Genomic DNA, 23,095 nt, shown 5'->3' on the forward strand with positions numbered 1-23,095 from the left:
ATGCGGCACCAGGAGGAGCTGGCCGCGATCGTCGGCGCGAACAACGTCCTCACGGGCGAGGACGTGCCTGCCCGTCACGTGCAGGACCTGTGGGGCAGCGACCGGGTCGGCCACGCCGAACTGGTCGTCCGGCCGCGCACCGCGGCCGAGGTCGCGGCGATTCTCAAGTACTGCGACGGCCACCGGCAGCCGGTGGTCGTGCAGGGCGGCATGACCGGGCTGGTATCCGGCGCGGTGCCGGACGCGGGCGAGATGGTGCTGTCCACAGAGCTGCTCAACGACATCCGGCCGGTGGACCTCGCGGGTCGCACGGTGACGGTGGGCGCCGGCGCGACGCTGGCGGACGTGCAGGACGCCGCGGCGGCGCACGGGTTGCTGCTGCCGATCGACCTGGCGTCCAAGGGCAGCGCGACCATCGGCGGCTGTGTGGCGACCAACGCGGGTGGCGTCAACGTCGTCGGTTTCGGCATGACCCGTCAGCACGTGCGGTCGCTGGAGGTGGCACTGGCCGATGGCAAGGTGATGACGCTGTCCACGGCGTTGGTGAAGGACAACGCGGGCATGGATCTCAAGCAGTTGTTCATCGGCAGCGAAGGCCTGCTCGGCGTGGTCACGTCGGCGACGCTGGCGCTGCAGCCGGGCTCGATCACCCGGACCGGCGCGTTCTGCGCGGTGGCCGATGTGGATGCCGCGTTGCGACTGCTGAACACGTTGCAGCGCAGGCTCCCCGGCGCGGTGACAGCATTCGAGGTCATCTGGGACGACGCCTACCGGGTGCTGGAGCCGACCGGTATCCGGCTGCCGCTGCCTGTTGGCCATCCGCTATATGTGCTGGTGGAGAGCCGAGGCGCGAACCCCGAGACCGACACCGTGCGGTTCGCCGAATGTATGGCCGAGGTGGCGGACAACCTCCTGGCCGCGGCGGTCGCGTCGAACGTCAACGAGCTGGCAGGGTTCTGGGCAGCCCGTGAGCGCATACCGGCGGAGATCCTGCGGATGCAGCCGCTGTTCGGGTTCGACGTGAGCGTGCCCGCCGGTCAGCTCGCGATGTGCTTGCGGGACATGCGTTCCGAGCTCCAACGGTCCTGGCCAGCGGTGCGGCTGCTGGTGTTCGGCCATCTGGGCGACGACAACGTGCACATCGCGGTCATCACCGGGGAAACCACTCGGGACCGCAAATCCGAGGTCGAACACATTGTGTATCGTCTAGTCACTAATAGTGGCGGTTCGATTTCGGCTGAGCACGGCGTGGGATTCGAGAAACGGTCTTTCCTTGGATACACCAGATCCGAGGAGGAGATCGAGTTGATGGCTCGACTGAAGACCCTGCTTGATCCACACGGCATCCTCAACCGGGATCGGATGATCCGATGGGGTGGCGAAACTTCATGACCGACGGGCACGTTGACGTGACACGGCACGGACTGAGCAGGCGGCAGGCGATTCCGCTGGCGATCGGTTCGGTCGCCGGCTCTGGCATTCTGTTCCTGCCATCGGCGGTGTACGCCGAGGCCGGGTCAAACAGCCTGCTGGTGTGGCTGCTGTCGACCGTCATCTGCCTGCCCATGTTGTTGATGTTCGAGGACATGGTGCGCGCCAACCCCGACGGCGACGGCATCGAGGCTTTCATCCGCGCCGGGCTGGGCAAGGTGTTCGGCCGGTGCGTGCCGCTGATGTTCGTGTCGCTGGTGATCGTCGGCCTGCCCTCGGGCGCGATGGTCGCCGGACGCTATGTGGCGCAGGCACTCGGGGCCAACGCCGTGGTCGCGGTGGTGGCCGCGGCGATGGTGCTGGCCGCCGCCGTCGCGTCGAACCTCGCGGGTGTCAAGACGAGCGCGCGGGTGCAGAACGCGGGCACGTGGGCACTGGTGGCGATGGCGGCGGTGCTGATCGTGGCGGCGATTCCCGCGGTGTCGACCGGACTTCCGGCCGTCACACCGGACTTCTCCACCCTCAGTGTGCTGTTGCCCGGTGTGCTGCTGGCGTTCTGGGCGTTCGCCGGATTTGAGAACCTGACGTTCCTGAGCAAGGAGTTCCGCGACCCGCACCGCGACTTCCTACCGGTGAGCGTAACGGCGCTGGGCGTGTACGGTCTGTTCACGATCCTGCTCACGGTTGCCATCGCGGTGCGCATCCCACGGTCCGAAGTGGACGATGTCACCGGACTTCTGCAGTTGGCGCAGACCATCCAGCCGCGCCAGCTGGTGGTGATCGCGGTGACCGTGATCGCGTTCGGCGCCATGGTGCTCAACGCGGTCGCGTGGGTGTGGGGGGTGTCCCGGCTCGTCGTCGGTGCGGCCAACAGCGGCATCCTGCCACGGAAGTTGGCCGTCACCACCGAAAGCGGCGTGCCGCGACGGGCTATCTTCCTGCTGTCCGGGCTGTTCGGGGTCGTCGGCGTCGTGCTGGTGCTGAAGCCGGACGCGATCGTGGACGCCGTGGCGACCGCCAGTGCCATCTTCATCGTGCTGTACCTGCTGAGCATCGTGTCCTATGCGCGGGTGCGCGGCTTCACCGTGCGCTCAGTGCTGAACCTGTTGCTGCTCGCGGTCCTCGGTGCGAGCCTGATCCAGTCGGGCTGGCGGTCGCTGTACGCGGTCGCCGTGCTCGCCATCGCCCTTGCCGTCCAGGTAGTCCAACACCGCCGAACCGAGAGGTAGTGGAGCGTGACCGTGGTCGCGGAGTCAATGTTCGTGCGTATTCCCGCACTTGCCGCCCAACACAGTGCGATCAACCTGGCGCAAGGTGTCTTCGACCACGGTCCACCTGCCGCGCTGCTGCGCGCGCTGGTCGCGGCCGGTGAAAGCGAGGCTGTGCACCAGTACACGCCCAGCGCGGGCTTGGCCAGTCTGCGAAAGGCCGTCGCCGCGCGCACCGGTAGCGATCCGGACACCGAGGTCACGATCACCGCGGGCGCGACGGAAGCGTTGCACTGCACCATGTCCGCACTGCTGAGCGCAGGCGACGAGGCGATCGTGGTGGAACCGGCCTACGAGCAGTACGCGCCCGCCATCGCCGCCGCCGGGGCGACCGCGGTCCGGTTGCGACTGACCGACCTGGACGCCTCGTTCGCCGACCTGCTGCACGCGGCGTGCACCGCGCGCACACGGGTCGTGGTGGTCAACAGCCCGTGGAACCCGTTGGGGCGCACTCTCAACGCCGACGAGTGGGCAGCGTTGGCCGACATCGCACATCGGACCGGGGCCGTCGTGATCTCCGACGAGACCTACGAGCACCTGCTGGCCGGCGGCGCGCGACATCACGGCGTCCTGGACGCCATCACCGACCCGGAGTTACGGGTCAAGATCTCCTCAGTGTCGAAGTCGTTAGCCGCCACGGGATGGCGCGTCGGCTGGGCCGTGGCTGGGCCAGAGCTCACCCGGCGGATCAGGGCGGTGCACCAGTACGTCACCTTCTGCCCGGCCGTTCCGCTGCAACACGCGGTGGCCAAGATCATGGCCAGTCCGGAATTCCCGGACATCGTCGGCGGAGTTGCCTCGGAGCTGCACGAACGAGCCGCCTGGTTCGCTGGCAGGTTGGTCGCGTTGGGCTTGCCCACCACGGTGGAGGCAAGCCCGTTCTACCTGCTGGCGGACGTTGGCGAGCCCGCCGATGGGTGGTGTGACCGCATGGTCCGCGACGGTGGTGTGGCGGCGCTGCCGTTGTCGGTCTTCTACTCCGCACCGGTCCCGGCTGTCGATACGACGGTTCGCTTCGCGGTGTGTAAGAAACGCGGCACGTTGGAAGCCGCCGCGCAGCGACTCGGGAGCCGAGTATGAGCGCCGTCGTCCTGGTCACCGGCGGCAGTGGCGGCATCGGCTCTGCCCTGGTCGAGCGGCTGGCCCGCGAGGGCGTGACCACCGTCGCCGCCTCGCGCGAGCCGACCGGTGACGGCATCGCGCTGGACGTGACGAAGGAGGCCGACTGGAGCCGCGCGGTGGACGAAGTGCTGACCCGCCACGGCAGAATCGACGCGCTGGTGAATGCGGCCGGCACGCTCGGCGGCACCGAGCAGGGCGTACTGACGGCAAAACCCGAGCAATGGCTGGAAGTGCTGAACACTCATGTGGTCGGCACGTGGCTGGGGTGCCGCGAGGTCGTCGCCCGCGGCTTCGCGCACCCGGTGTCCATTGTGAACCTGTCGTCGACAGCCGGGATGCTGGCCACCCCCGGCATGGTCGCCTACGGCGCGGCGAAAGCGGCCGTGCTGCACCTGACCAAGTCGGTGGCGTTGCACTGTGCGCGCAACGGGATCGCAGTGCGCTGCAACGCGGTCGCGCCCGCGCTGGTCGACACGGGACTGCGCGACGAGGTGCTGGCGACGATGTCGCCGTCGCGGGATGAGGCAATGTCCACCTACCGGGCGCGTGTTCCGCTGGGGCGCTTGGTGGACGCTGAGGAGGTCGTCGAAACCGTGGCCTTCCTCGTGCTGCGCGCGGGCGACTCGCTCACCGGTGAGACGATCACCCTCAGCGGCGGGCTCGGGCTGGCGTGATCACCGTTCTCGTCGCCGCCGCGGCCCTGCTCACGGCGCGGCTGGTGGGCCGATTCGCGGTCCGGGTCGGGCAGGCGCCGATCATGGGCGAGGTCGTCGCCACCATCCTGCTCGGCTCGGTCGTGGCCGCGGTGGTGCCGTCCGGCATTCCCGGCGCGCCCGTACTCGGTTGGGTGGGCAAGGTCGGGGTGCTGCTATTCATCTTCGCGATCGGGCAGCATCTGGAGCCGCGCACGCTCGGCGCGGACCGGCCGTTGGTGCGGCGAGTCCTGCTGGCGGCCGTTGTCCCGGCCGGGCTGGCGGGTGCGGGGTTGGCGTTGCTCGCCAACTGGACCGGGGCGTTGCGCGGTGACGCACCGCTGCCCGCGTTGGTCATCTTCGGGATAGTGGCGATGACGATGACGGCAGTGCCGGTGCTGTCCCGCATCCTCACCGAAACCAACCTGCTCCACACCCGCATCGGCGTGGTGAGCATGACATCGGCGACCACCATTGACGCGATCAGTTGGTTGCTACTGTCCGTTGGTCTTGCTTTGGCGTCCGGCGCCGGCGCGGCGACTGTGGCCTTGACCGGCGTCGGTGTGCTGGTGTCGTTGGTGGTCGCGACGCTCGGGTTGGCCCGGCTGCTGCGCGGGAACCGCGGTCTCGCCAGGGCCGAGCAACAGTTCCCGATCCCGATGGCCCTTGTCCTCGGCGCGACCGTCGTGTTGGCGGGCGTCGGGGTGGAGCGACTGCACATGCCCGCGTTGATCGGCGCGTTCCTGCTCGGCGTGGCCCTGCCGCGGATGGAGGTCACGCGGTGGCTGTCCCGGTGCGGCGGGGTGCTGTTGCCGCTGTACTTCTTCAGTTCGGCGCTGGGCGTTCGGCTCCACGTGCCAGATGCGCCGACGTGGGTTGCGATCGGGCTGGTCACGACGCTGGCTGTGGTCACGAAGATGGGCGCGGTGTACTGGGCGGTAAAGAACACCGACCTGACGCGCCGCGAGTCCGGGTTGCTGGCGGCGTTGATGAACACCCGCGGCCTGACAGAGTTGGTGGTGATCCAGATCGGGCTCACCGCCGGACTGCTCACACCTGGCGCCTACACCTCGCTGCTGGTCATGTCGATCACGACCACGTTGCTCAGCGGGCACCTGGCGATGCGCTGGTCGAGGTCGACGGCCACCTCGACCAGCACGGTTCACGACCGGCCGAACCCGTAGGGTCCTGCTGCGGTGGACTGGCGGACGCGCGTCTGGCTTGGCTGGTAGTGCGATCGGAGCCCCGCCTCAGGCGAGGCGGGGCTCCGCCCCCGAAAAGGGAGCCTCGCCGGCCGGCGAGTCACTTCCGGTTGTACAGCCGCATGGTCAGGGTGCCGAACACCGCGATGATCACGCCCGACGCGACCAGCACCCAGATGATCTCGCCGGCGTCCGGGTTGCCCTGCATCAGCCCACGCGTCGCGGCGACCAGGTGGGTGATCGGGTTGACCTCGGTGAACACCCGCAGCCAGGCCGGCATGGTCTCCGGCTCGACGAACACGTTCGACAGGAAGGTCAGCGGGAACAGCACCATCATGCTGACGCCCATCACCGACTTCTCCGAACGTAACAGCAACCCGAACATCGTCCAGATCCACGAGAACGCGAACGAGAACCCGACCAGCAGCACGATCCCGATCGTCACCCCGGCAACCCCGCCGTCCGGCCGGAACCCGAGGATCAGGCCGACGATGAGGATCACGATCGCCGCGGTGATGTAGCGGAACACGTCGCCGAACAGGGCGCCGACCAGCGCGGCCGGGCGCCAGACCGGCAGCGTGCGGAACCGGTCGAACACGCCCTTCTCGATGTCGATGTTCACGCCCATGCCGGTGTACATCGTGATCATCACGACGCTGGTCACCATGATGCCCGGCAGCAGGAACTGGAGGTACTCGGTGACCGAGCCGGCCAGTGCCCCACCGAACAGATAGGTGAACATCAGCACCATCATGATCGGGAACGCGGTGACGTCGAACATCTGCTCCGGCACGTGCTTGATCTTGAGCATCGTGCGCCAGCCGAAGGTGAGCGACGCGGACCAGGCCGACGGTCTCGGCGGCGGCTCACCGGCGGCGAGCACGGCACTGAGGCTCTCCGCCGCCGGGGTGTAGGTGGTGGTGGTCTTGTCGGTAGTGGCGGCGGTCATGCCGCGACCTCCTCGGTGGCTGGGTGGTCGGTGAGGGCGAGGAACACCTCGTCGAGGGTGGGCTGCCCGAGGGCGAAGTTGTCCACGACGATGCCGGCGGCGGCCAGCTCGGCCAGCGCCCGCGACGCCTGCTCGGCGGCCTCCCGGTCGGTGTCCTTGCCGGACAGCTGTGCGGTGAGCGCGACCGGGTCGGGGTCGACCTGCACGCCGTCGCCCAGCACCGTGGTGAGCACCCGCAGGGCGGCCTCCCGTTGCGCGCCGTCGCGCAGCCGGACGTGGATCGACCCGGCGCCGACCGAGGCCTTGAGCTCGCCGGGGGTGCCCTCGGCGATGACCTTGCCGTGGTCGATGACCGCGATCCGCGAGGCGAGATGGTCGGCCTCGTCCAGGTACTGGGTGGTCAGCATGACCGTCGTGCCCTGCGCGACGATGATCCGGATGATGTCCCACACCTGGTTGCGGCTGCGCGGGTCGAGCCCGGTGGTCGGCTCGTCGAGGAACAGCACCTCCGGGGTGCGGATGATGGACGCGGCGATGTCGATCCGCCGCCGCATGCCGCCGGAGTAGTTCTTGACCTGTTTGTCGGCGGCCTCGGTCAGGCCGAAGGCGGCCAGCAGCCCGGCCGCGCGCTCCCGCGCGGCCGGTTTGCGGTGCCCGAGCAGCCTGGCGATGAGCACCAGGTTCTCGGCGCCGGTCAGGTCCTCGTCGACCGAGGCGTACTGCCCGGTGAGGCTGACCAGGGAACGCACCTTGTCCGCCGAGCGGATCACGTCGTGCCCGAAGACTCTCGCCTCACCCCCGTCCGGCCGCAGCAGGGTGGCCAACATGCGCACCGCGGTGGTCTTGCCGGCACCGTTCGGGCCGAGCACGCCGTACACCGAACCCGCCGGCACGGCGAGGTCGACGCCGTCGACCGCCCTGGTCCTGCCGAAGGTCTTGATCAGCCCCGAGGTCTCGATGGCCAACTCGGTCATCCTGTCGTCCCTTTCATTCCGTGTACGGTCGCCTGGCGCGCGCCTCCCGCAGCGCGGTCCCCCACCAGACGAGTTGGTCCATCATGGTGCGCACGGCGATCTCGGCCTCGTCGCCGGGAATCCCGTCCGCCCGCAGCGCGAGCAGGTCGATCGCGACCTCGTCGCGCACGGTCATCACGTGTAGTTCGGTGAACACATCGCGCAGCGCCTCCACGGCGTAATGCCCTCGGTTGCGGCAGCCGTAGGAGACGAACCCCGCCGGTTTGGCGTGCCATTCGTCGTAGGCGAAGTCGATGGCCTGCTTGAGCGACGCGGGAAAGCTCCGGTTGTACTCGGGCGTGACGACCACGAAACCCTCCGCGCGGTCGATGGCCGCGGTGAACTCCCGCATGTCGGCTGTCACCCCCTCCGGGTAGTGATCCGGAAAATCGAACCCTCTGAGGTCGACGACGTCGAGTTCGACATCATCACGCCGAGTGGCCGCGTCGACAAACCAGTTTCCGATCGACTCGCCGACGCGGCCGTCCCGGGTACTTCCGATGATCACCGCGACGCGTAGCCGTGTGCCCATCAGCAAGCCCTCCTCGGTCCTCACTCCGAAGGCGCGAGATCGGGTGCCAGATCGGATCTGGCGCGTCGTTGGTCATCGCTACAGGCGCCAGGTCGTCGGTCTGGCGGGTCGGTAGCTGCAGGTGGTGCCGGTGGACACCGAGTCGCGCAGGTGCGCGGCCAGTTCCGGGTGGCTGTCGGTGAGCCTGCGCAGGATGTCGCGGATCCTCGCGGTGACCGTCTTGCGCGCGCGTTCGGTCTCGTCGCCGAGGCGGCGGGTGCGCCCACCGAGCCCCGCCGCGGCGCGCAGCTCGGCCAGCAGTGCCGCGCGCTCCTGGTCCAGCGCGACCGCCGCCCGGTCGTCGCCGGCCAGGGTCGCGTCGTCGATCCGCTCGTCGAGCTGCGCGAGCCGGCGCTGGTAGGCCGCGCGGGCCGTCGCGTCCAGCACCTCGTCGCCGCCGAGCCGGGACGCGGCGACCACCTCCTCCCCGCCCGCCGGGTTCAGCAGGCGGGCCGCGGGGATCTCGGTGCCCGGCGAGGACAGCAGTACGTGCAGGTCACGCAGGCCCTTCGCGTCCGGCAGGGAGACCGTCCGGCCGGCCATGGTCAGCGTCCACACGGTGCCGGTGTGGTGGAACTCGTTGACCGCCGGGCGCGGGAGAGCCGGCCGGCGCACGTCCGGCGAGGCGCGGTGACGGATGCCGAGCTCGGCCGCCTCACGGGCGGCCTCCTCGGCCAGGGTGTCGGCCAGCTCCGTGTCCGCCGGCGAGCCCCGCCCGCGCAGCGCGGCCACCAGGCCGACCTTCGCCTCGATCGCCCACGGCCGCGCGCCGAGCAGGTCGGCCGAGCGCAGCGCCTCGGTGAAGCCGTCGACGGCCGCCGGCCACCGCCGCCGCGCGGTGTCGACCATGGCCAGCCACAGCCGCACCGGGCCGCCGATGTCGCAGCCGAACAGCGCGGCCAGCCAGGTGTCGGCGTAGGGGGTCAGCTCGGCCACCGACCGCGCGCACTGCTCCTGGTCGCCGGTCAGCGCCGCCACCTGGGCCCGCAGCCGCATCAGCAGCGGGCGGAAGGTCTGGCTGACCGGCTTGGCGCGGGCGTCGGCGACGGCCAGGCAGCGGGCCGCGGTCTCGGCGTCGCCGCGGATGGCCGCGGTGATCCCGTCCAGCAGCTCGCTGTAGGGATAGTGCGCCTCGTCCGCCTGCTGGCGCAGCTCGTCCAGCACCGCGAAATCACCCTGAAGTGCGGCCAGTGCCCATTTCAGGTGATGTTTCGTGTACCGGAAGTGGGGGTGCTCGCTGGCTTCGACGAAGGTGAACGCCCTGGCGAGATAGGCGGCCGACTCGGCGAACCGGCCGTGCATGGCCCCGATGATGCACTGGTCGACATCGGCGCCGATGACCAGCGTCGGCTCGCTCTGGTGCTTGGCGGCGAGCCGGACGAACTCGGTGAACCGGTCGAGGTAGCCGGGGCTGCCCAGCTCGAGCGCGGCCACCCAGCCAAGCGAGTTGGCCCACTGCTCCATCTCCACGTCGCCGGACTTGCCCGCGATGGACACCAGCTCGTCGGTCAGCTCGAGGCGTTCGGCGGCGTAGCCGGGACCCCACAGCCGGTCGTGCATGGTCCACAGGCTGAAGCCGAGCTGCTCGTGGTCCTCCTCGCTGCGGGCCCTGGCGATGAGCTGGCGCAACAGCTCCTGGGCCAGCTGGTCGAGGGGCTGGTCCGGCGAACCGCCGACGACCAGCGTGGCGTGCGCCCGGCGCAGCAGGTCGGCCTTGAGCGCCGGATCGGTCACCTTGTCGTCCATCCCGTACAGCGTCAGCGCCGCCCTGGCCAGGATCTCCGGATCGCCGATGCCGAGCGCCACCTCGGCGGCCTCCTGGAAGTGCGCGCTGGTGGCCGCGAACTCGCCGAAGTGGTAGCTCACGCTGCCGGCCTCGAGACAGATCCGCACCCGGCGCGGGTCGTCCCGGCCGACCAGCTCCAGCGCCCGGCGGTAGTGGCCGATGGCCTCCTCGAACGCGATCCGGCGGCGGGCGTCCTTGGCGGCGGCCACCTGCAGGTCGACCACGCCGTCCGGCGCCAGCTCGGCGCCGGCCAGGTAGGCGTGCCTGGCCAGCTCGCCGGGGAAGATCCGCTCGGCCAGCGCCGTGTTGTCCAGCGCGCGGACCACGGCCGCGTGCCGGCGGCGGCGCTGGTCGTCGTCGAGCGACTCGTACAGCGCCTCGCGCACCAGATCGTGGGCGAAGGCGAAGCGGCCGTCACCCCGCGCGACCACCAGCCGGGCGGTGACCGCCTCGTCGAGCAACCGCGCCACCTGCGGCACCGGCGCGGCCACGGTGGCCGCGAGCACCCGCCGGTCGAACTCCCTGCCGAGCACCGCGGCCCCGGTGAGCAGCGTGGACACCACCGGCGCCAGCAACGACAGCCGCCGGCGGACCGCGTCGCGCACGCCGGGGGCGACCGCGTTCGGCGCGCTCCCGCTGTGCCACAGCCGGGCGGTCTGCTCGACGAAGAACGGGTTGCCGCCGGTGCGCCGGTGTACGTCGGTGGTCAGCTCCTCGGCCGGCTCGGTGCCGGTGGTGCGCGCGATCAGCGCGCCGACCTCGGCCTGCGCCAGCCCGGTCAGCGTGATCGTGGTGGCCCGCGCGAGCAGCTGGACCAGCAACGGCGCCAGCGGGTGGCCGGTGGCCTCCACTTCGACGTCGCGATAGGTGCCGACCAGCAGCAACCGCTCGAACCAGGTGTGCTGCGCGACGAACTCCAGCAGCCGCACCGACTCCGGATCGGCCCAGTGCAGGTCCTCCAGGACGACCACCACCGGCCGCTGCCCGGCGACCGCGACCAGCGCGTTGGTCACCGCGTCGTAGAGCTGGAAGCCGGTGACCGGCTCGTCGGCGACGGCGCCGCCGAGCAGCAGGCCAAGCGGCGTGCCGGCGGCCTGCTCGGCCGCCGCCCACTCCTGCGCGGTGGCCTGCCGGCGCAACGCGCGGATGGCCTGGGTCCACGGCCAGTAGCCCGGCGCGGCCGCCCCGTCCCAGCAGGAACCGGACAGCACCAGCGCACCCGCCCGGCGCGCGCCGCCCACCGCGGCGGTGACCAGGGTCGTCTTGCCGATCCCGGCCTCGCCGGTGACCAGCACCAGACCGCCGTGACTGTCCGTGGCGCGGGTGATCTCCGCGCGCAACAGTGCGGCGGGGTGGTCCCGCCCGATGAGCTCTGCAACTGGCATGTCGGGTAAGCCGTCTCGTGCGTGGTTCGACCGGTTGAGGAGATTCCGATACTAGGCAGGACCACCGACAAAACGCCTATGCGCAGGTTCAGGCCGGTTCTTCCGGGATGTGGTCGGAGAACACGAACACCCTGATCGCGGTGCCCGTGGTCGGGTGGACCTGGGCGAGGTAGGCGGTCACCTGGCCGCCGACGATGCTCTCCACGGCCTCGAGGAAGTCGGTCCTGGTGGCCTCGTGCAGTGCCTCGTGGTGGCGGATCACCGCCTCGCGGTGGCCGCGCTCGCCGAGGATGGCGTCGGCGACGGTGAGGCTGTCGATGGACAGCACGACAAGACTGACCGGTTCGTCGTCGCTGACCGAGACCTGGACGCTGCGTGGACCACGACCGTAGAACTGGCGTTCCAGGCTGGTGATCTTCTCCGCGACCGCGCTGCGCTGCGCCCTGGTTATCCGCATGGCGCCGTTTCCCTTCACCGGCATGTGGGACACGTTGTGTCCCGACTCCCCCGCCGGATAAGCTCGTGGCGAGCGTATCGCTCACCCATCGGAAACCATAGTGGCTGATCGGGCCGTGCCGCAGTGTGCCCACCGGGCATTTTGGCTGGCCGCGCGGCGGCGCGACTCGAGCGAGACACCACTCGTGGTGGCCTCGAGCGAAGGCCACCGCGAGCGTGCGGAGCCGGCGAACGAGGACACCGCGAGCTGCAAGCGGAAGGGCTTGTCTCGTGAGTATTCCTGCTAGTTTCGGCGCGCCGAATTCTTCGCCGCGACCGTGGACGCCCAAAGAATTACAGGCGACCGTCAAAGAAATCTCCGAATCCCCCAACAAATGGTCGACGTCGGTTCGGTTCGACCTGAACCGGCGGTTCTACGCCAGGCTGCACGTCGACGACGCCGTCGAGGTCTGGCTGATCTGCTGGGACATCGGCCAGGACACGCTGCTGCACGACCACGGCGGCAGTGTCGGCGCGTTCACCGTGGCCAGCGGCTCGTTGACCGAGGACCACGGCTCCGTGCGGCACACCGGCCTGGCCACCAGGCGGCACGTCGCCGGGGACACGGTCGGCTTCGGCGCCGACTACCTGCACAACCTGGTCAACGTGGGCACCGAGCCGACGGTGTCCATCCACGCCTACTCGCCACCGCTGCGGTCGATGAACTTCTACTGCTGGCTGCCGACGGGCATGCACCACCTGCGTGAGATCGCGTGCGAGACCCCGGAACCGGACACCACCGTGCTCGAAGCCGAGGCGACCATCCTCCGCGAGGTCTCGGCGTGACAGACAGGATATCGGCCTTGCTGGCGGCGGCCAGGGCGCGGATCACCCGGTACGCGCCGGCGGAGGCGGCCGAGGAGATGCGGCGCGGCGCGGTGCTGGTGGACCTGCGGCCGACGGAGTACCGGTGGCGGTTCGGCGAGGTGCCGGGGGCGATCGCGGTGTCCAGACACGTGCTGGAATGGCGGCTGGACGTGACCAGCGAGCACCGGCTCAAGGAACTGGCGTTCGGCGACCACGAGCGGGCGATCATCCTGATGTGCAACGAGGGGTACACCTCGAGCCTGGCCGCCCACCAGCTGATGTCCCAGCTTGGCCTGGCGAACGTGACCGACGTGGTCGGCGGCTACACCGCCTGGCACGCGAGCGGACTGCCGACGGTGTCCCGGCTCGGCGAGTAGGGAAATCCCGCCAGGGCGTTCCCGTGAACCAGGCTTTACGCGACCCAGTGGTTCACGGGAACGCCCCAGCCGATGCCTGACCTGTCGTCCACGTCCGACCGGTCAGGTACCGCCCCCCAAGGTAGTTCCGACGTTTCAGGCGCTGACCCGGCCAGGCACGATCAGCTGCCGGTCCGGCAGCGCGAGCATCGCGCCGAGCACCAGGTCAGCCGACCCGGCTTCCTGCCATAACAGCCGACGGGGCGCCATGACATCGTCGTCGGCTGGCATCCGACTGGCGACCACGTCGTCCTCGCTGTTGAGCCGGACCACGTCGATGACGTCGTCGTGGGCTCGAATCCCGACGACCGCGAGGATGTCGCCGTTGTCGTCCCGAGGGTCGATGAACCGGAACCCACGCGCCACGAGGGTGCGGAGTTGAGCATCGGTGTCGGTCGCCCCATCGGCGGACGATCTCCCCCTGGCGGCCATCTCGGGTCTCCTTTACGCCGTTGTCAGGCCGTCAGGCGGTTGTCATGCCAGCCAGGAACGTCACCAGATCGGCCCGGGGGTACACGAGGACGGGACCGCGCGGATCACGCGAGTTCCGTACCGCCACGACCTCCGAGCCCGGCCAGGACAACTCGACACAGTTGCCGACCGCTCCGCTGCGACTACTCTTGCGCCAGCTGGCACCGGCGAGTTCGTCCGCGGACATTCCATTACGCACATTGCCCAGCATGTTCCCCACTTTCTCGACCCCGGTTCGGTGGGTGCATCTGCACGTGCAGTTGCATGGTCGGAACCGTAGCACCTGCGGGTGCAGCGGTAAATGCACGTGCAGACGGGTCGGGCGGTGACAAAACTGGTCACGATGGTGACCCATTGTGTTCGCCCAGGTAGGCGCGCGATCACTACCGCACGTGTGCGGCGAAACTACTTTGGGTTGGCGTGTCCCGATCGGGCGATGCGGCCCGGGGCCGGCGGCTCAGATGGCCGACCGGATCTTGGTCAGTAGCTGGCGGCTGTTGTCCGGCGTCTCCGCGTCCACCGCGAGGCGGTCGATGACCCGGCCGTACAGCTCGATCTCGTTGGACCGGTCGAGGTACAGCGCGCCACCGAGGTGCTCGACGTACACGATGTCGGGCAGCGCGGGCTCGGCGAACCGCAACATGCTGAACGCGCCTTCGGCGGCGTACCCGCTCATCGCGTAGGGCACGATCTGCAACGTGATGTTCGGCTGCCTGGTCATCTCCAGCAGGTGGTCGATCTGGCGCCGCAGCACGGCGGGCCCACCGATCGGCCGGTGCAGCACCGACTCGTCCACCACCGCCCACAACCGGGGCGCGCCGGGCCGCGACAACACCTTCTGCCGCTGCAACCGCAGGCGCACCCGGCGCTCGGTCGGCTCGTCGAGCCGCTCCGGCCGCCCGTGGCTCGCGACCGCGCGGGAGTACTCCTCAGTCTGCAGCAGCCCCGGCACGAACTGCAGCTCGTAGTTCTGGATCAGCGAAGCGGACTCCTCGAGACCGACGAAGTCCTGGAACCAGTCCGGCATCAGGTCGGTGTAGCGGTGCCACCACCCGCGCTCGTTGGACTTGCGCACCATCTCGAGGAACACTTCGCGTTCGCGGTCCTCGGTCACGCCGTACATCGTCAGCAGGTCGGCGACATCGCGTTCCTTGAAGCCGACCCGGCCGAGCTCCATCCGGCTGATCTTCGAGTCGGAGCCACGAATGGCGTAACCGGCGGCGGCGCGGGAGATGTCGGCGGCCTCGCGCAGTCTGCGCAGCGAAGCGCCGAGCACGATGCGGCGCGCGGTCGGCGCACCGCTCAGCTCGGCGTTGTTGCCTTTGGCAGAGCCCTCAGAGTCACCGCGCAGGTCTTCCGCGGCCACATCTCCGCCCTCCATGATCGAGATCAAGTCGCTGTCGACAACTCAGAGTACGCGCCTGTCGGCCGACTGGGGAGTAGCACCGCCGTTCTCCATTGCTTGTGCACTGGAAAACGACGGTGCGACTGCCGCGTCAGGCGGTGACCAGGCTGAGCCCGTAGACGCCGAGGATCTCGTTCACCGGCTGGAACCAGGTCTCGCCGCCGGTGGAGCAGTTGCCCCAGCCGCCGGAGGTCACGCCCTGTGCTTGATCACCCGTAATGAATGACCCACCGGAGTCACCCGGTTGGGCGCACACACTCGTTTTGGTCATCTGGTGCACCGCGCCCTGCGCGTAGTTGACGGTCTCGTTCTTGGCCAGCACCTGCCCGCAGTGCCAGTGCGTCGTCGAACCCGACCGGCAGATCGAGGAGCCGACCGGCGCCTCGCCGGACCCGCGAACCAACTGGTCGGGCACCGTGCCCCAACCGAGGACGACCGGCACGGTCCACCAGCCGTTGCCGATCCGCACGAAGGCGTAGTCGTTGCCGGGGAACGAGCTGCCGGCGAAGGACCCCATGGCGGAGCCGTCCCAGCCGGCCACCGACGAGCCGGTGCCACCGCAGTGACCGGCCGTGACGAACCCGCCGTTCACCGAGAACCCGATCGAGCAACGGGTGTTCCCGTTGATGTAGAAGGGATCGCCGCCGACGGTGCCCGCGGCGAACGGCTCGGGCCGCGCGGCCACCTCGACCACCTTCACCGGCCCCGCCTGGCCGAGGAACGCCCTGACCTCGGCATCGGCCGTCGACCCACGCACCACCGACACGACAACGCGACCGGCCATCGGGTCGACATGCCAGCTCGCCACGTCGGCGGGCGCGCCGCCACGGTCCAGCCTGGCCTTCGCCGCCTCGAGCGTGGCCAGCGTGTGCTCGACTGTCTGGACCTCGGCACCGGTCGCCCGCACCGCCTCGGCGTGCGCGTCGCCGGTCAGCCCGACCACGAGCGCGCCGCGCTCCTGGTCGTACCAGGAGCCGCCGAAGTCCGCGCCGGCCGCGGCTCTGGCCGCCGGCTCCAGCCGGATCGCGGCCGCCTCGTGCCGCACCCGCGCGGTCGCCTGCTCCTCGGTCAGCCCGAGATCCCGCGACATCGACGTGACCAACCCGTTCGACACGCTGACCGGCTCGGCGGCCGGTTCGGCCACCGACGGTGTCGCGGTGAGGCCCAGTGCCAGGAGCGCACACGCGCCCACCGACACGAGCAACCTTCCTTTTCGCACGCCTGTTTTCATGGTGCCCTCGCTGTCTCCTGTGCAGGGGTGGCCGGGCCATGACCCGACCGGAGAGGTTGAGAGCGCTCTCATCGTCCACCGTGGTGTGTCCGGCATAGCCACGTCAAGGTCTAGACCAAATTTGCGTTCTAGGCTGTGCGGATGACGAGCACCGCACGGGACATCGACACCCCGGGTCCGCCGAGGACCCAGGAGGTGAGCGACGGCGTCTTCGCCTACACCCAGCCGGATGGCACCTGGTGGATCAACAACACCGGGTTCCTGGTCGGGCGGCGCGGCGTGGTGAGCGTCGACGCGTGTGCGACCGTGCGCCGCACCCGCGCCTACCTGGACGCGATCGCGCGGGTGACGCCCCGGCCGGTGCGCACGCTGATCAACACCCACCACCACGGCGACCACACGTTCGGCAACTTCCTGTTCGACACCGCCACGATCGTGGCCCACGAGGCCACCCGCACCGGCATCCTCGACTGGGGCAACCCGGTCGACGAGCCGATCTGGACCAAGGTCGACTGGGGCGAGGTCGAGCTGGAGCCGCCGTTCCTCACCTACACCGACGGCGTCACGATCTGGGTGGACGACCTGCGCTGCGAGGTCCGGCACACCGGCACCCCCGCGCACACCACCAACGACTCGATCGTCTGGCTGCCCGACCGCAAGGTCCTCTTCTGCGGCGATCTGCTGTTCAACGGGGGCACGCCCTTCCTGTTGCAGGGCTCGGTGACCGGCGCGCTACGGGTGCTGACCGAGGTGCTCGAGCCGCTCGGCGCGGAGACCATCGTGCCCGGCCACGGCCCGGTCGCCGGCCCGGAGCTGATCGAGCGGGTGCGCGGCTATCTGCGGTTCGTGGACGCGATCGCCCGCTCGGCGCACGCCGAGGGCGTCTCACCGCTGGCCGCGGCGCGCGACACCGACCTCGGCGAGTACGCGGCGCTCAGCGACCCCGAACGGCTGGTCGGCAACCTGCACCGGGCCATCGCCGAGTTGGACGGCACGCCGCCCGGCGGCCAGATCGACGCGCTCGCCGCACTGCGCGACATGATCTCCTACAACGGCGGCAAGCCCCTGACCTGCCTGGCCTGACACCGCACCTCCCGCGCCGCCAACGTCATCCGCCGATAACGGCGGCAACCCTGACCTGCCTGGCCTGACAAGCGCCTGACGAGCGCCGTTCGCCTACCGGCGAAGCCGCTGACCTGCCCGGGCCTGGCCAGGCGCGGTAGCGTGGCCAGGTGCCAGAAGCTGACCAGGCTGCGCAGACTCCCCTGGTCGGCCGTGCCATCCGGCTCTTCGAGTTCCTCGGCCGCACTCAACAGCTGCGCAACCTTCCGCCCCGCACCGTCGACGCCTACCGAGCCGTGCACTGGCTGCACGACCTGCCGGCACATCCCGCGGTCACCGCCACCCACCACGCGGAACCCGCCCTGGACGACCCGATCCTCACCATCGACCGCGTCGTGCGCGTCGACCCGCCCGCCCCCGAGGGGTTCACCCTCGACGGCTGGGACGACCCCGCCATCATCCCGGCGCCACCCGCCGACCCGGTGCTGCGCGAGCACTACGACACCTGGCTGCCCACCTGGCAGGCCTGGGCCGACCAGGAGGTCACCGACCGGGCCGCACGCGCCTGCTACGGCCAGCTGTTCGCCACCTTCGTGGCCGCCACCGGCAACCCGGAGGAGGTCGAGCTCGTCGTCGGCACCGGCTGCCTGGCCTGGGCGCCCGCCGGCCACCCCGAGGTGCGCCGGCACCTGGTCACCGCGCCGGTCACCATCGACCTCGACGACGACACCGGACGGCTGTCGGTCACCAGGGTGGGCCCGGTCGACGCCGCGGACGTCGAGCTGGACATGCTCGACCCCGGCCACGTCCCGAACCCGCGCCACGTCAACGACATCCGCGCCATCGCCGACGCGCTGGCCACCCATCCCCTGCGGCGCACCGAGACCGGCGCGCTGGTCCGCCGGGTGGTGCACACCCTCGACGCCGGCGGCGAGTACCACGACGTGGACACCGTGCCGCCGGCCGCGGCCCACGCGGTCGCCACCTTCGCTCCCGCGGTCATCCTCCGCCGGCGCTCGCAGCAGGGTCTGGTCGAGATCTTCGAGACGATCGTGGACCAGCTCACCGAGACCGGCGAGATCCCCGACGGGCTGCGCCCGCTGATCGACCCCGACCACCATCCGCGCCAGGACACCGCGCCGCCACCCGATGGCGCGCTGGTCACCGTGGACGACGACGACTTCCTGCCGCTGCCGGTCAACGACACCCAGCTGCGGATCGTCCGCCAGGTCGACACCCAGGCCCAGACCCTGGTCCAGGGCCCGCCGGGCACCGGCAAGACGCACACCGCGGCCGCGCTGCTGTCCCACCTGCTCGCCCAGGGCAAGCGTGTCCTGGTCACTGCGCACACCGACCGCGCCCTGCGCGAGGTCCGGGACAAGCTGCCGGCCGCGATCAAGCCGCTGTCGGTCGCGGTCGTCGGCAGCTCGCGGGAGGACATGTCCGACCTCAAGGTGGCCGTCGAGCGGATCGCCGCGATGGCGACCGAACACGACGACACCCAGGCGCGGCGCACGATCGAGGACTGTCTCGCGGTGGTCGAGCGGCTGCGGCTGCGTCGTGCGGAACTGCACCGCCAGCTCGTCACCGCCAGGGCCGACGAGGTCCGCGAGCACGAGCACGCCGGCTACCGGGGCACGCTGGCCGCGATCGCCCGCCAGCTCGCCGCCCTGGCTCCCCGGCACGGCTGGCTGCGCGCGCACGTCGAGGTCCGGCCGGACCGGCCGGCGCCGCTGTCCACCGCCGAGATCCTGGAATGGCGCGGCCTGCTGACCGACCGGGCGCTGGTCGAGGACGAGCTGGAGTCGTGCGGCCGGCTGGTCGAGCTGGCCGTGATCCCACCCCCGCCGGGGTTCGCCGACCTGGTCGCCGCCGAGCACGAGACGGCCGCCGCCGACGGCCGGCACACCGAGCAGAAGGCACACCTGGCCTTCGAGTCGTTGCGCCGCCTGGACTCCACTGCCCGCGGCCAGCTGCGGCGGCGGCTGCGGGAGCTTGCCGACGAGGCCGACGACCTCGCCCGCCGCCGCGAGACCTGGATGAACGACGCCCTCGCCGACATCCGCTCCGGGCGCGGCCGGGCCTGGCAGGCGCGCGCCGACCAGCTCGGCACCCTGGTCGGCCAGGCGACCAGGCTCACCGCCCAACTTGGTCCACTTCGGACGGTCGAAGTGGACGGAAACCCGACGCTGCTGGTCCCCCAGGCACAACAGCTGCACGCCCACCTCAAGGACGGGTCGCTGCGCACCCAGCCGGACGGCATGCCCAAACTCGGCGCGCTCACCCCGAAACCGGTCAAGCAGGCCGCCGCGCTGTTCGCCACGGTCCGGGTCGACGGCCTGCCGCCGACCGACGCCGGGGCCGTCGCCGCCTTCCTCCAGTGGGCCGAGCTGACCAAGGTGCTCGCCGCGCTGGAGCGCACCTGGCCGGCCGGCGTCGCCCCGCCCGCCGGTTCGGTGCACGAACGCGCGCAGTGGCACGGCACCGAGCTCGACCAGCTGCACCGAGTCCTGCGGCTGTCCGAAAAGTTGGCGGCCGAGCAGCGCGGGCTGACCGACGCCGGCCTGCCCCGGCCGGACTGGACCGACCTGGACGCCGTCCGCGGCTACGCCGATCTGGTCGACGTGGCCGCCGCGGCCGACGCGCACGCGGCGGCGACCGTGCCGCTGCGCCGGATCGAGGCCGCGCTCTCCTCGGCCGCCGGGCATGCCGAAGCCGCCCCCTGCGTGCGCCGGCTGCGCCAGGCCGCCCGCGACCGCGACCTCACCGAGTACGCCGCCGCCCACCGCCGGATCGAGCGCCTGCACGAGGTCCGGTCGCTGACCGCGCGCCGCGACGAGCTCGGCGACCGGCTCGGCGCGGCCGCGCCCCGGCTGCGCACCGCCGTCGAGACGTCCACTTCGGACTGGACGGAGCTGGCGTCGTTCACCGAGGCCTGGTCGTGGGCGGCGACCGGGGCCTGGGTGCTCACCAAGGGCGTGACCGACGTGAACGCGCTGCAGTCGGAGATCGGGCTCACCGAGACCCGCATCCGGTCCGAAGTGGAGCGTCTGGCCGCGACCAGGGCCTGGCGGCACGCGGTCTCCCCCGACCGGCTGACCGGGCAGGCACGCGCGAACCTGGAGCACTATGCGTACCTGGTGCGCCGGCTGGGCAAGGGCACCGGCCGCTACGCCGCGCAGCGCCGGGTCGAGGTCCGCCAGGCGATGGACCGCTGCCGGCCGGCGGTGCCGGTGTGGATCATGCCGATCTACCGGATCGCCGAGCAGCTGCGGATCCGCCGCGACATGTTCGACGTGGTGATCGTCGACGAGGCGTCGCAGGCCGGGCTGGAGGCCACGTTCCTGCAGTACCTGGCACCGCGCATGGTGGTGATCGGCGACGACAAGCAGGTCTCGCCATCGGCGGTCGGCGTCGACCAGCAGCAGCTGCGCGACCTGGCCGGCCAGTACCTGGCCGACGACCCGTACCGCTCGGCCTGGCAGGACCCGCAGCGCAGCCTGTTCGACGAGGCCAAGATGCGCTACCGCGGCCTGCTCACGCTCACCGAGCACCGCCGCTGCGTGCCGGAGATCATCGCCTTCGCCAACCGGGTGGCCTACGAGCCAGACGGCGTGCGGCTGGTCCCGGTCCGCCAGTACGGCGCCGACCGGCTCGAGCCGCTGCGGCCGGTGTACCTGCCGGACGGGTACGTCACCGGCACCACGAACAAGGTCAACCCGGTCGAGGTGGCCGCGATCGCCGACCAGCTGGCGAAGTGCGTCGCCGACCCGCGCTACGACGGGCTGACCTTCGGCGTGATCTCGTTGCTCGGCACCGCGCAGGCCAAGGCGATCGAGAAGCGGCTGCTGGAACGGATCGCGCCGGAGGACTGGGCGGCGCGTCGGCTCCAATGTGGAGACTCGGCGGACTTCCAGGGCGCGGAACGGGATGTGATGTTCCTGTCGATGGTCGCCGCCGGCCCGGCGCAGGTCCCGCTGACCAGGGACCTGTACGTGCAGCGGTACAACGTCGCCGCGTCCCGTGCCAGGGACCAGATGTGGCTGTTCCACTCGATCCCGCCCGGCGCGCTGGACAACGCCGAGGACATGCGCTTCCAGCTGCTCGACCACTGCTACGGCCTCGACGGCCAGCGGGAGACCTACCTGCGCGCGCCCGCGCCGGAGGACCGGCTGGTCGAGCCGTTCGACTCGCTGTTCCACCAACACGTGGCCAACCGTCTGCTGGCGCTGGGCTACACCGTCACCCCCGACCTCGTGGTGGTCGGCGCCATGGGCAGGCTCGGCGTGCTGTGCGAGGGCGACACCTGGACCGGCCCGGCGGGCTACGAGCGGGACCTCGCCCGCCAGCGCGACCTGGAACGGTGCGGCTGGCGGTTCTTCCGCGTCCGCGCGTCGTCGTTCTACGTCGCCGAGTCCGCCGTGCTCGGCGCGCTCACCTCGGCACTGGCGGAGCTGGACATCCACCCCGGTATCCCGGCCGCTCCCTAGGGGGCGACCCGGAATAGTCCCCCATCTGGGCCCTTCCTCGTGGCCGAGCCGGATTTCCCGACGCACCATGGCGATATGAGCCACGAACTGTCCAGCGCCGAGCTGCGAACCATCACCAGGTCGGCCGACCCGAGCCGGCGCTATCTGGTCGACGCCTCGCTCTCGATCGTCGTCCACGACCTGGACGCGCTGCGGGCGGCGGCACGCAGGGCCTTCGACCACGGGCGCTTCGCCAGCGAGCAGGAACGCGCCAGGGCCTGGGCCGCGATCGAGCACCACCCCGACCGGCTGATCGCCCAGGCCATCGACTTCGCCCGGCTGACCGAGGACATCCCCGGCGTCATCGGCCACACCGCGGAGTGGACAGTCCACACCCCGTGACCGCGCTGAAGGACGCCGTGTGCAGCGAAGGGTCCCATCGCTGCGGTGAGTGCAGCGAAGGGCTCCTTCACTGCACTGGGCGCAGCGAAGGGCTCCTTCGCTGCGTCGGGCCGCGGTGAGCGGACGCTGGCGCCTTCATCGCGGTGGGCGGCGGCCGGGGAGGTCGGCTTCGACGTGGGCGGCGGTCTTGAGCAGTGGGGGCAGGAGGTCTCGGCGTAGGGACTCCAGGGACGTGCGGCTGGCGTGCGTGGAGACGTTCAGCGCGGCCACCACCGTGCCCGCGCGGTCCCGGATCGGCGCCGCCACCGCGCGCAGGCCCTCCTCCAGCTCCTGGTTCACCAGCGACCAGCCCTGGCCGCGCACCCTGGCCAGCTCGCCCCGCAGCGCCGCCACCGAGGTGACCGTCCTGGCGGTGAGCGGCTCGAGGCGCACCGTCGACAGGTACCCCTCGAGCGCCTCGGCCGGCAGGCCGGCAAGCAGCACCCGACCCATCGACGTCGCGTAGGCGGGGAACCGGGTGCCGACGCTGATCGACACCGTCATGATCCGACTGACCGGGACCCGCGCGACGTAGACGACGTCGTGGCCGTCGAGCACCGACACCGACGACGACTCGTTCACCTCGCCGACCAACGCCTCCAGGTGCGGCTCGGCCACCTCCGGCAGCGACAGGCTCGACAGGTACGCGTAGCCCAGCTCCAACACCTTCGCGGTCAGTGAGAAGAACCGGCCGTCGTTGCGCACGTAGCCGAGATCGGCCAGCGTCAGCAGGAACCGGCGCGCCACCGCGCGGGTCACCCCGGTCACCGCGGCGACCTCGCTCAACGTCAGCTCCGGGTGGTCGTGGTCGAAGGCCCGGATCACCGCCAGCCCGCGTTCCAGCGACCGCACGAAGTCCGGCCCGCGCCCGGCCACCGC

At 70.7% G+C, this 23,095-nt stretch carries 20 protein-coding genes; 10 read left to right on the forward strand and 10 right to left on the reverse strand.

The window, feature by feature from the left end; genetic code table 11:
* From ACYVIP_RS20485 to ACYVIP_RS20505, 5 genes are read left to right on the forward strand one after another with little or no spacing between them, the layout of a single operon-like run.
* Nucleotides 1-1,392 carry an FAD-binding oxidoreductase gene (locus ACYVIP_RS20485; protein ID WP_460398647.1) on the forward strand — a complete coding sequence of 464 codons (1,392 nt, stop codon included), beginning with the start codon at nt 1-3 and terminating at the stop codon, nt 1,390-1,392.
* A complete protein-coding gene (locus ACYVIP_RS20490) occupies nt 1,389-2,660 on the forward strand; it encodes an APC family permease (protein WP_460398649.1) in 1,272 nt (423 codons plus the stop codon). Before ACYVIP_RS20485 ends, ACYVIP_RS20490 begins: the two co-directional genes overlap by 4 nt.
* Nucleotides 2,661-2,672: 12 nt before the next feature.
* The gene (locus ACYVIP_RS20495; protein WP_460398651.1) at nt 2,673-3,779 is read left to right on the forward strand and encodes a pyridoxal phosphate-dependent aminotransferase; all 1,107 of its coding nucleotides are present in this window, start codon (nt 2,673-2,675) and stop codon (nt 3,777-3,779) included.
* Nucleotides 3,776-4,495, forward strand: a complete 720-nt coding sequence (locus ACYVIP_RS20500; RefSeq protein WP_460398653.1) for an SDR family NAD(P)-dependent oxidoreductase — start codon at nt 3,776-3,778, stop codon at nt 4,493-4,495. The genes ACYVIP_RS20495 and ACYVIP_RS20500 overlap by 4 nt, the downstream gene beginning before the upstream one ends.
* Nucleotides 4,492-5,697 carry a cation:proton antiporter gene (locus ACYVIP_RS20505; protein WP_460398655.1) on the forward strand — a complete coding sequence of 402 codons (1,206 nt, stop codon included), beginning with the start codon at nt 4,492-4,494 and terminating at the stop codon, nt 5,695-5,697. The genes ACYVIP_RS20500 and ACYVIP_RS20505 overlap by 4 nt, the downstream gene beginning before the upstream one ends.
* A gap of 118 nt (nt 5,698-5,815) precedes the next feature.
* Here the strand turns inward: ACYVIP_RS20505 and ACYVIP_RS20510 are convergent, their stop codons facing one another.
* The 5 genes from ACYVIP_RS20510 to ACYVIP_RS20530 form a co-directional block, all read right to left on the reverse strand.
* Nucleotides 5,816-6,664 carry an ABC transporter permease gene (locus ACYVIP_RS20510; protein WP_460398657.1) on the reverse strand — a complete coding sequence of 283 codons (849 nt, stop codon included), beginning with the start codon at nt 6,662-6,664 and terminating at the stop codon, nt 5,816-5,818.
* The gene (locus tag ACYVIP_RS20515) at nt 6,661-7,638 is read right to left on the reverse strand and encodes an ATP-binding cassette domain-containing protein (RefSeq protein ID WP_460398659.1); all 978 of its coding nucleotides are present in this window, start codon (nt 7,636-7,638) and stop codon (nt 6,661-6,663) included. Before ACYVIP_RS20515 ends, ACYVIP_RS20510 begins: the two co-directional genes overlap by 4 nt.
* A gap of 13 nt (nt 7,639-7,651) precedes the next feature.
* A complete protein-coding gene (locus tag ACYVIP_RS20520) occupies nt 7,652-8,209 on the reverse strand; it encodes an NADPH-dependent FMN reductase (RefSeq protein ID WP_460398661.1) in 558 nt (185 codons plus the stop codon).
* Nucleotides 8,210-8,287: 78 nt separating this feature from the next.
* A complete protein-coding gene (locus ACYVIP_RS20525; protein ID WP_460398663.1) occupies nt 8,288-11,419 on the reverse strand; it encodes an ATP-binding protein in 3,132 nt (1,043 codons plus the stop codon).
* A gap of 88 nt (nt 11,420-11,507) precedes the next feature.
* Nucleotides 11,508-11,900: a Na-translocating system protein MpsC family protein gene (locus ACYVIP_RS20530; protein WP_460398665.1), complete on the reverse strand. Its 393-nt coding sequence runs from the start codon at nt 11,898-11,900 to the stop codon at nt 11,508-11,510.
* A gap of 245 nt (nt 11,901-12,145) precedes the next feature.
* Between ACYVIP_RS20530 and ACYVIP_RS20535 the strand changes: the two genes are divergently transcribed.
* Both ACYVIP_RS20535 and ACYVIP_RS20540 read left to right on the forward strand, forming a co-directional pair.
* On the forward strand, nt 12,146-12,700 hold the full coding sequence (locus ACYVIP_RS20535; RefSeq protein WP_460398667.1) for a cysteine dioxygenase: 555 nt from the start codon (nt 12,146-12,148) through the stop codon (nt 12,698-12,700).
* Nucleotides 12,697-13,098, forward strand: coding sequence for a rhodanese-like domain-containing protein (locus tag ACYVIP_RS20540; RefSeq protein ID WP_460398670.1), 402 nt, complete (start codon nt 12,697-12,699; stop codon nt 13,096-13,098). Before ACYVIP_RS20535 ends, ACYVIP_RS20540 begins: the two co-directional genes overlap by 4 nt.
* Before the next feature lie 135 nt (nt 13,099-13,233).
* Here ACYVIP_RS20540 and ACYVIP_RS20545 read toward each other — a convergent pair whose 3' ends face one another.
* The 4 genes from ACYVIP_RS20545 to ACYVIP_RS20560 form a co-directional block, all read right to left on the reverse strand.
* Nucleotides 13,234-13,569 (reverse strand): hypothetical protein, encoded by a 336-nt coding sequence (locus ACYVIP_RS20545; RefSeq protein WP_460398672.1) that lies wholly within the window; start codon nt 13,567-13,569, stop codon nt 13,234-13,236.
* Nucleotides 13,570-13,600: 31 nt separating this feature from the next.
* Nucleotides 13,601-13,963: a DUF397 domain-containing protein gene (locus ACYVIP_RS20550; RefSeq protein WP_460398674.1), complete on the reverse strand. Its 363-nt coding sequence runs from the start codon at nt 13,961-13,963 to the stop codon at nt 13,601-13,603.
* Between the two features lie 102 nt (nt 13,964-14,065).
* A complete protein-coding gene (locus ACYVIP_RS20555) occupies nt 14,066-14,989 on the reverse strand; it encodes a helix-turn-helix domain-containing protein (RefSeq protein WP_460398676.1) in 924 nt (307 codons plus the stop codon).
* 115 nt (nt 14,990-15,104) lie between these two features.
* Complete coding sequence (locus ACYVIP_RS20560; RefSeq protein WP_460398678.1) at nt 15,105-16,244, reverse strand: S1 family peptidase; 1,140 nt, start codon at nt 16,242-16,244, stop codon at nt 15,105-15,107.
* Nucleotides 16,245-16,385: 141 nt separating this feature from the next.
* Between ACYVIP_RS20560 and ACYVIP_RS20565 the strand changes: the two genes are divergently transcribed.
* The 3 genes from ACYVIP_RS20565 (at nt 16,386) to ACYVIP_RS20575 (ending at nt 22,177) form a co-directional block, all read left to right on the forward strand.
* Nucleotides 16,386-17,327, forward strand: coding sequence for an MBL fold metallo-hydrolase (locus ACYVIP_RS20565; protein WP_460398680.1), 942 nt, complete (start codon nt 16,386-16,388; stop codon nt 17,325-17,327).
* A 149-nt stretch (nt 17,328-17,476) separates the two neighbouring features.
* Nucleotides 17,477-21,796, forward strand: coding sequence for an AAA domain-containing protein (locus ACYVIP_RS20570; protein WP_460398682.1), 4,320 nt, complete (start codon nt 17,477-17,479; stop codon nt 21,794-21,796).
* Nucleotides 21,797-21,871: 75 nt separating this feature from the next.
* On the forward strand, nt 21,872-22,177 hold the full coding sequence (locus tag ACYVIP_RS20575) for a hypothetical protein (RefSeq protein ID WP_460398684.1): 306 nt from the start codon (nt 21,872-21,874) through the stop codon (nt 22,175-22,177).
* A gap of 135 nt (nt 22,178-22,312) precedes the next feature.
* Here ACYVIP_RS20575 and ACYVIP_RS20580 read toward each other — a convergent pair whose 3' ends face one another.
* Nucleotides 22,313-23,092 carry an IclR family transcriptional regulator domain-containing protein gene (locus ACYVIP_RS20580; protein WP_460398686.1) on the reverse strand — a complete coding sequence of 260 codons (780 nt, stop codon included), beginning with the start codon at nt 23,090-23,092 and terminating at the stop codon, nt 22,313-22,315.
* Between the last annotated feature and the right edge of the window lie 3 nt (nt 23,093-23,095).

The sequence above is a fragment of the Actinophytocola sediminis genome (genome assembly GCF_054779715.1).

Bases quoted from the DNA above. Each gene is read 5' to 3' on its own strand.
- ACYVIP_RS20485 (WP_460398647.1), top strand. From the start codon at position 1: ATGCGGCACCAGGAGGAGCTGGCCGCGATCGTCGGCGCGAACAACGTC.
- ACYVIP_RS20490 (WP_460398649.1), top strand. From the start codon at position 1,389: ATGACCGACGGGCACGTTGACGTGACACGGCACGGACTGAGCAGGCGG.
- ACYVIP_RS20500 (WP_460398653.1), top strand. From the start codon at position 3,776: ATGAGCGCCGTCGTCCTGGTCACCGGCGGCAGTGGCGGCATCGGCTCT.
- ACYVIP_RS20510 (WP_460398657.1), bottom strand. From the start codon at position 6,664: ATGACCGCCGCCACTACCGACAAGACCACCACCACCTACACCCCGGCG.
- ACYVIP_RS20515 (WP_460398659.1), bottom strand. From the start codon at position 7,638: ATGACCGAGTTGGCCATCGAGACCTCGGGGCTGATCAAGACCTTCGGC.
- ACYVIP_RS20520 (WP_460398661.1), bottom strand. From the start codon at position 8,209: ATGGGCACACGGCTACGCGTCGCGGTGATCATCGGAAGTACCCGGGAC.
- ACYVIP_RS20525 (WP_460398663.1), bottom strand. From the start codon at position 11,419: ATGCCAGTTGCAGAGCTCATCGGGCGGGACCACCCCGCCGCACTGTTG.
- ACYVIP_RS20530 (WP_460398665.1), bottom strand. From the start codon at position 11,900: ATGCCGGTGAAGGGAAACGGCGCCATGCGGATAACCAGGGCGCAGCGC.
- ACYVIP_RS20545 (WP_460398672.1), bottom strand. From the start codon at position 13,569: ATGGCCGCCAGGGGGAGATCGTCCGCCGATGGGGCGACCGACACCGAT.
- ACYVIP_RS20550 (WP_460398674.1), bottom strand. From the start codon at position 13,963: ATGGGTCACCATCGTGACCAGTTTTGTCACCGCCCGACCCGTCTGCAC.
- ACYVIP_RS20555 (WP_460398676.1), bottom strand. From the start codon at position 14,989: ATGGAGGGCGGAGATGTGGCCGCGGAAGACCTGCGCGGTGACTCTGAG.
- ACYVIP_RS20560 (WP_460398678.1), bottom strand. From the start codon at position 16,244: ATGAAAACAGGCGTGCGAAAAGGAAGGTTGCTCGTGTCGGTGGGCGCG.
- ACYVIP_RS20565 (WP_460398680.1), top strand. From the start codon at position 16,386: ATGACGAGCACCGCACGGGACATCGACACCCCGGGTCCGCCGAGGACC.
- ACYVIP_RS20575 (WP_460398684.1), top strand. From the start codon at position 21,872: ATGAGCCACGAACTGTCCAGCGCCGAGCTGCGAACCATCACCAGGTCG.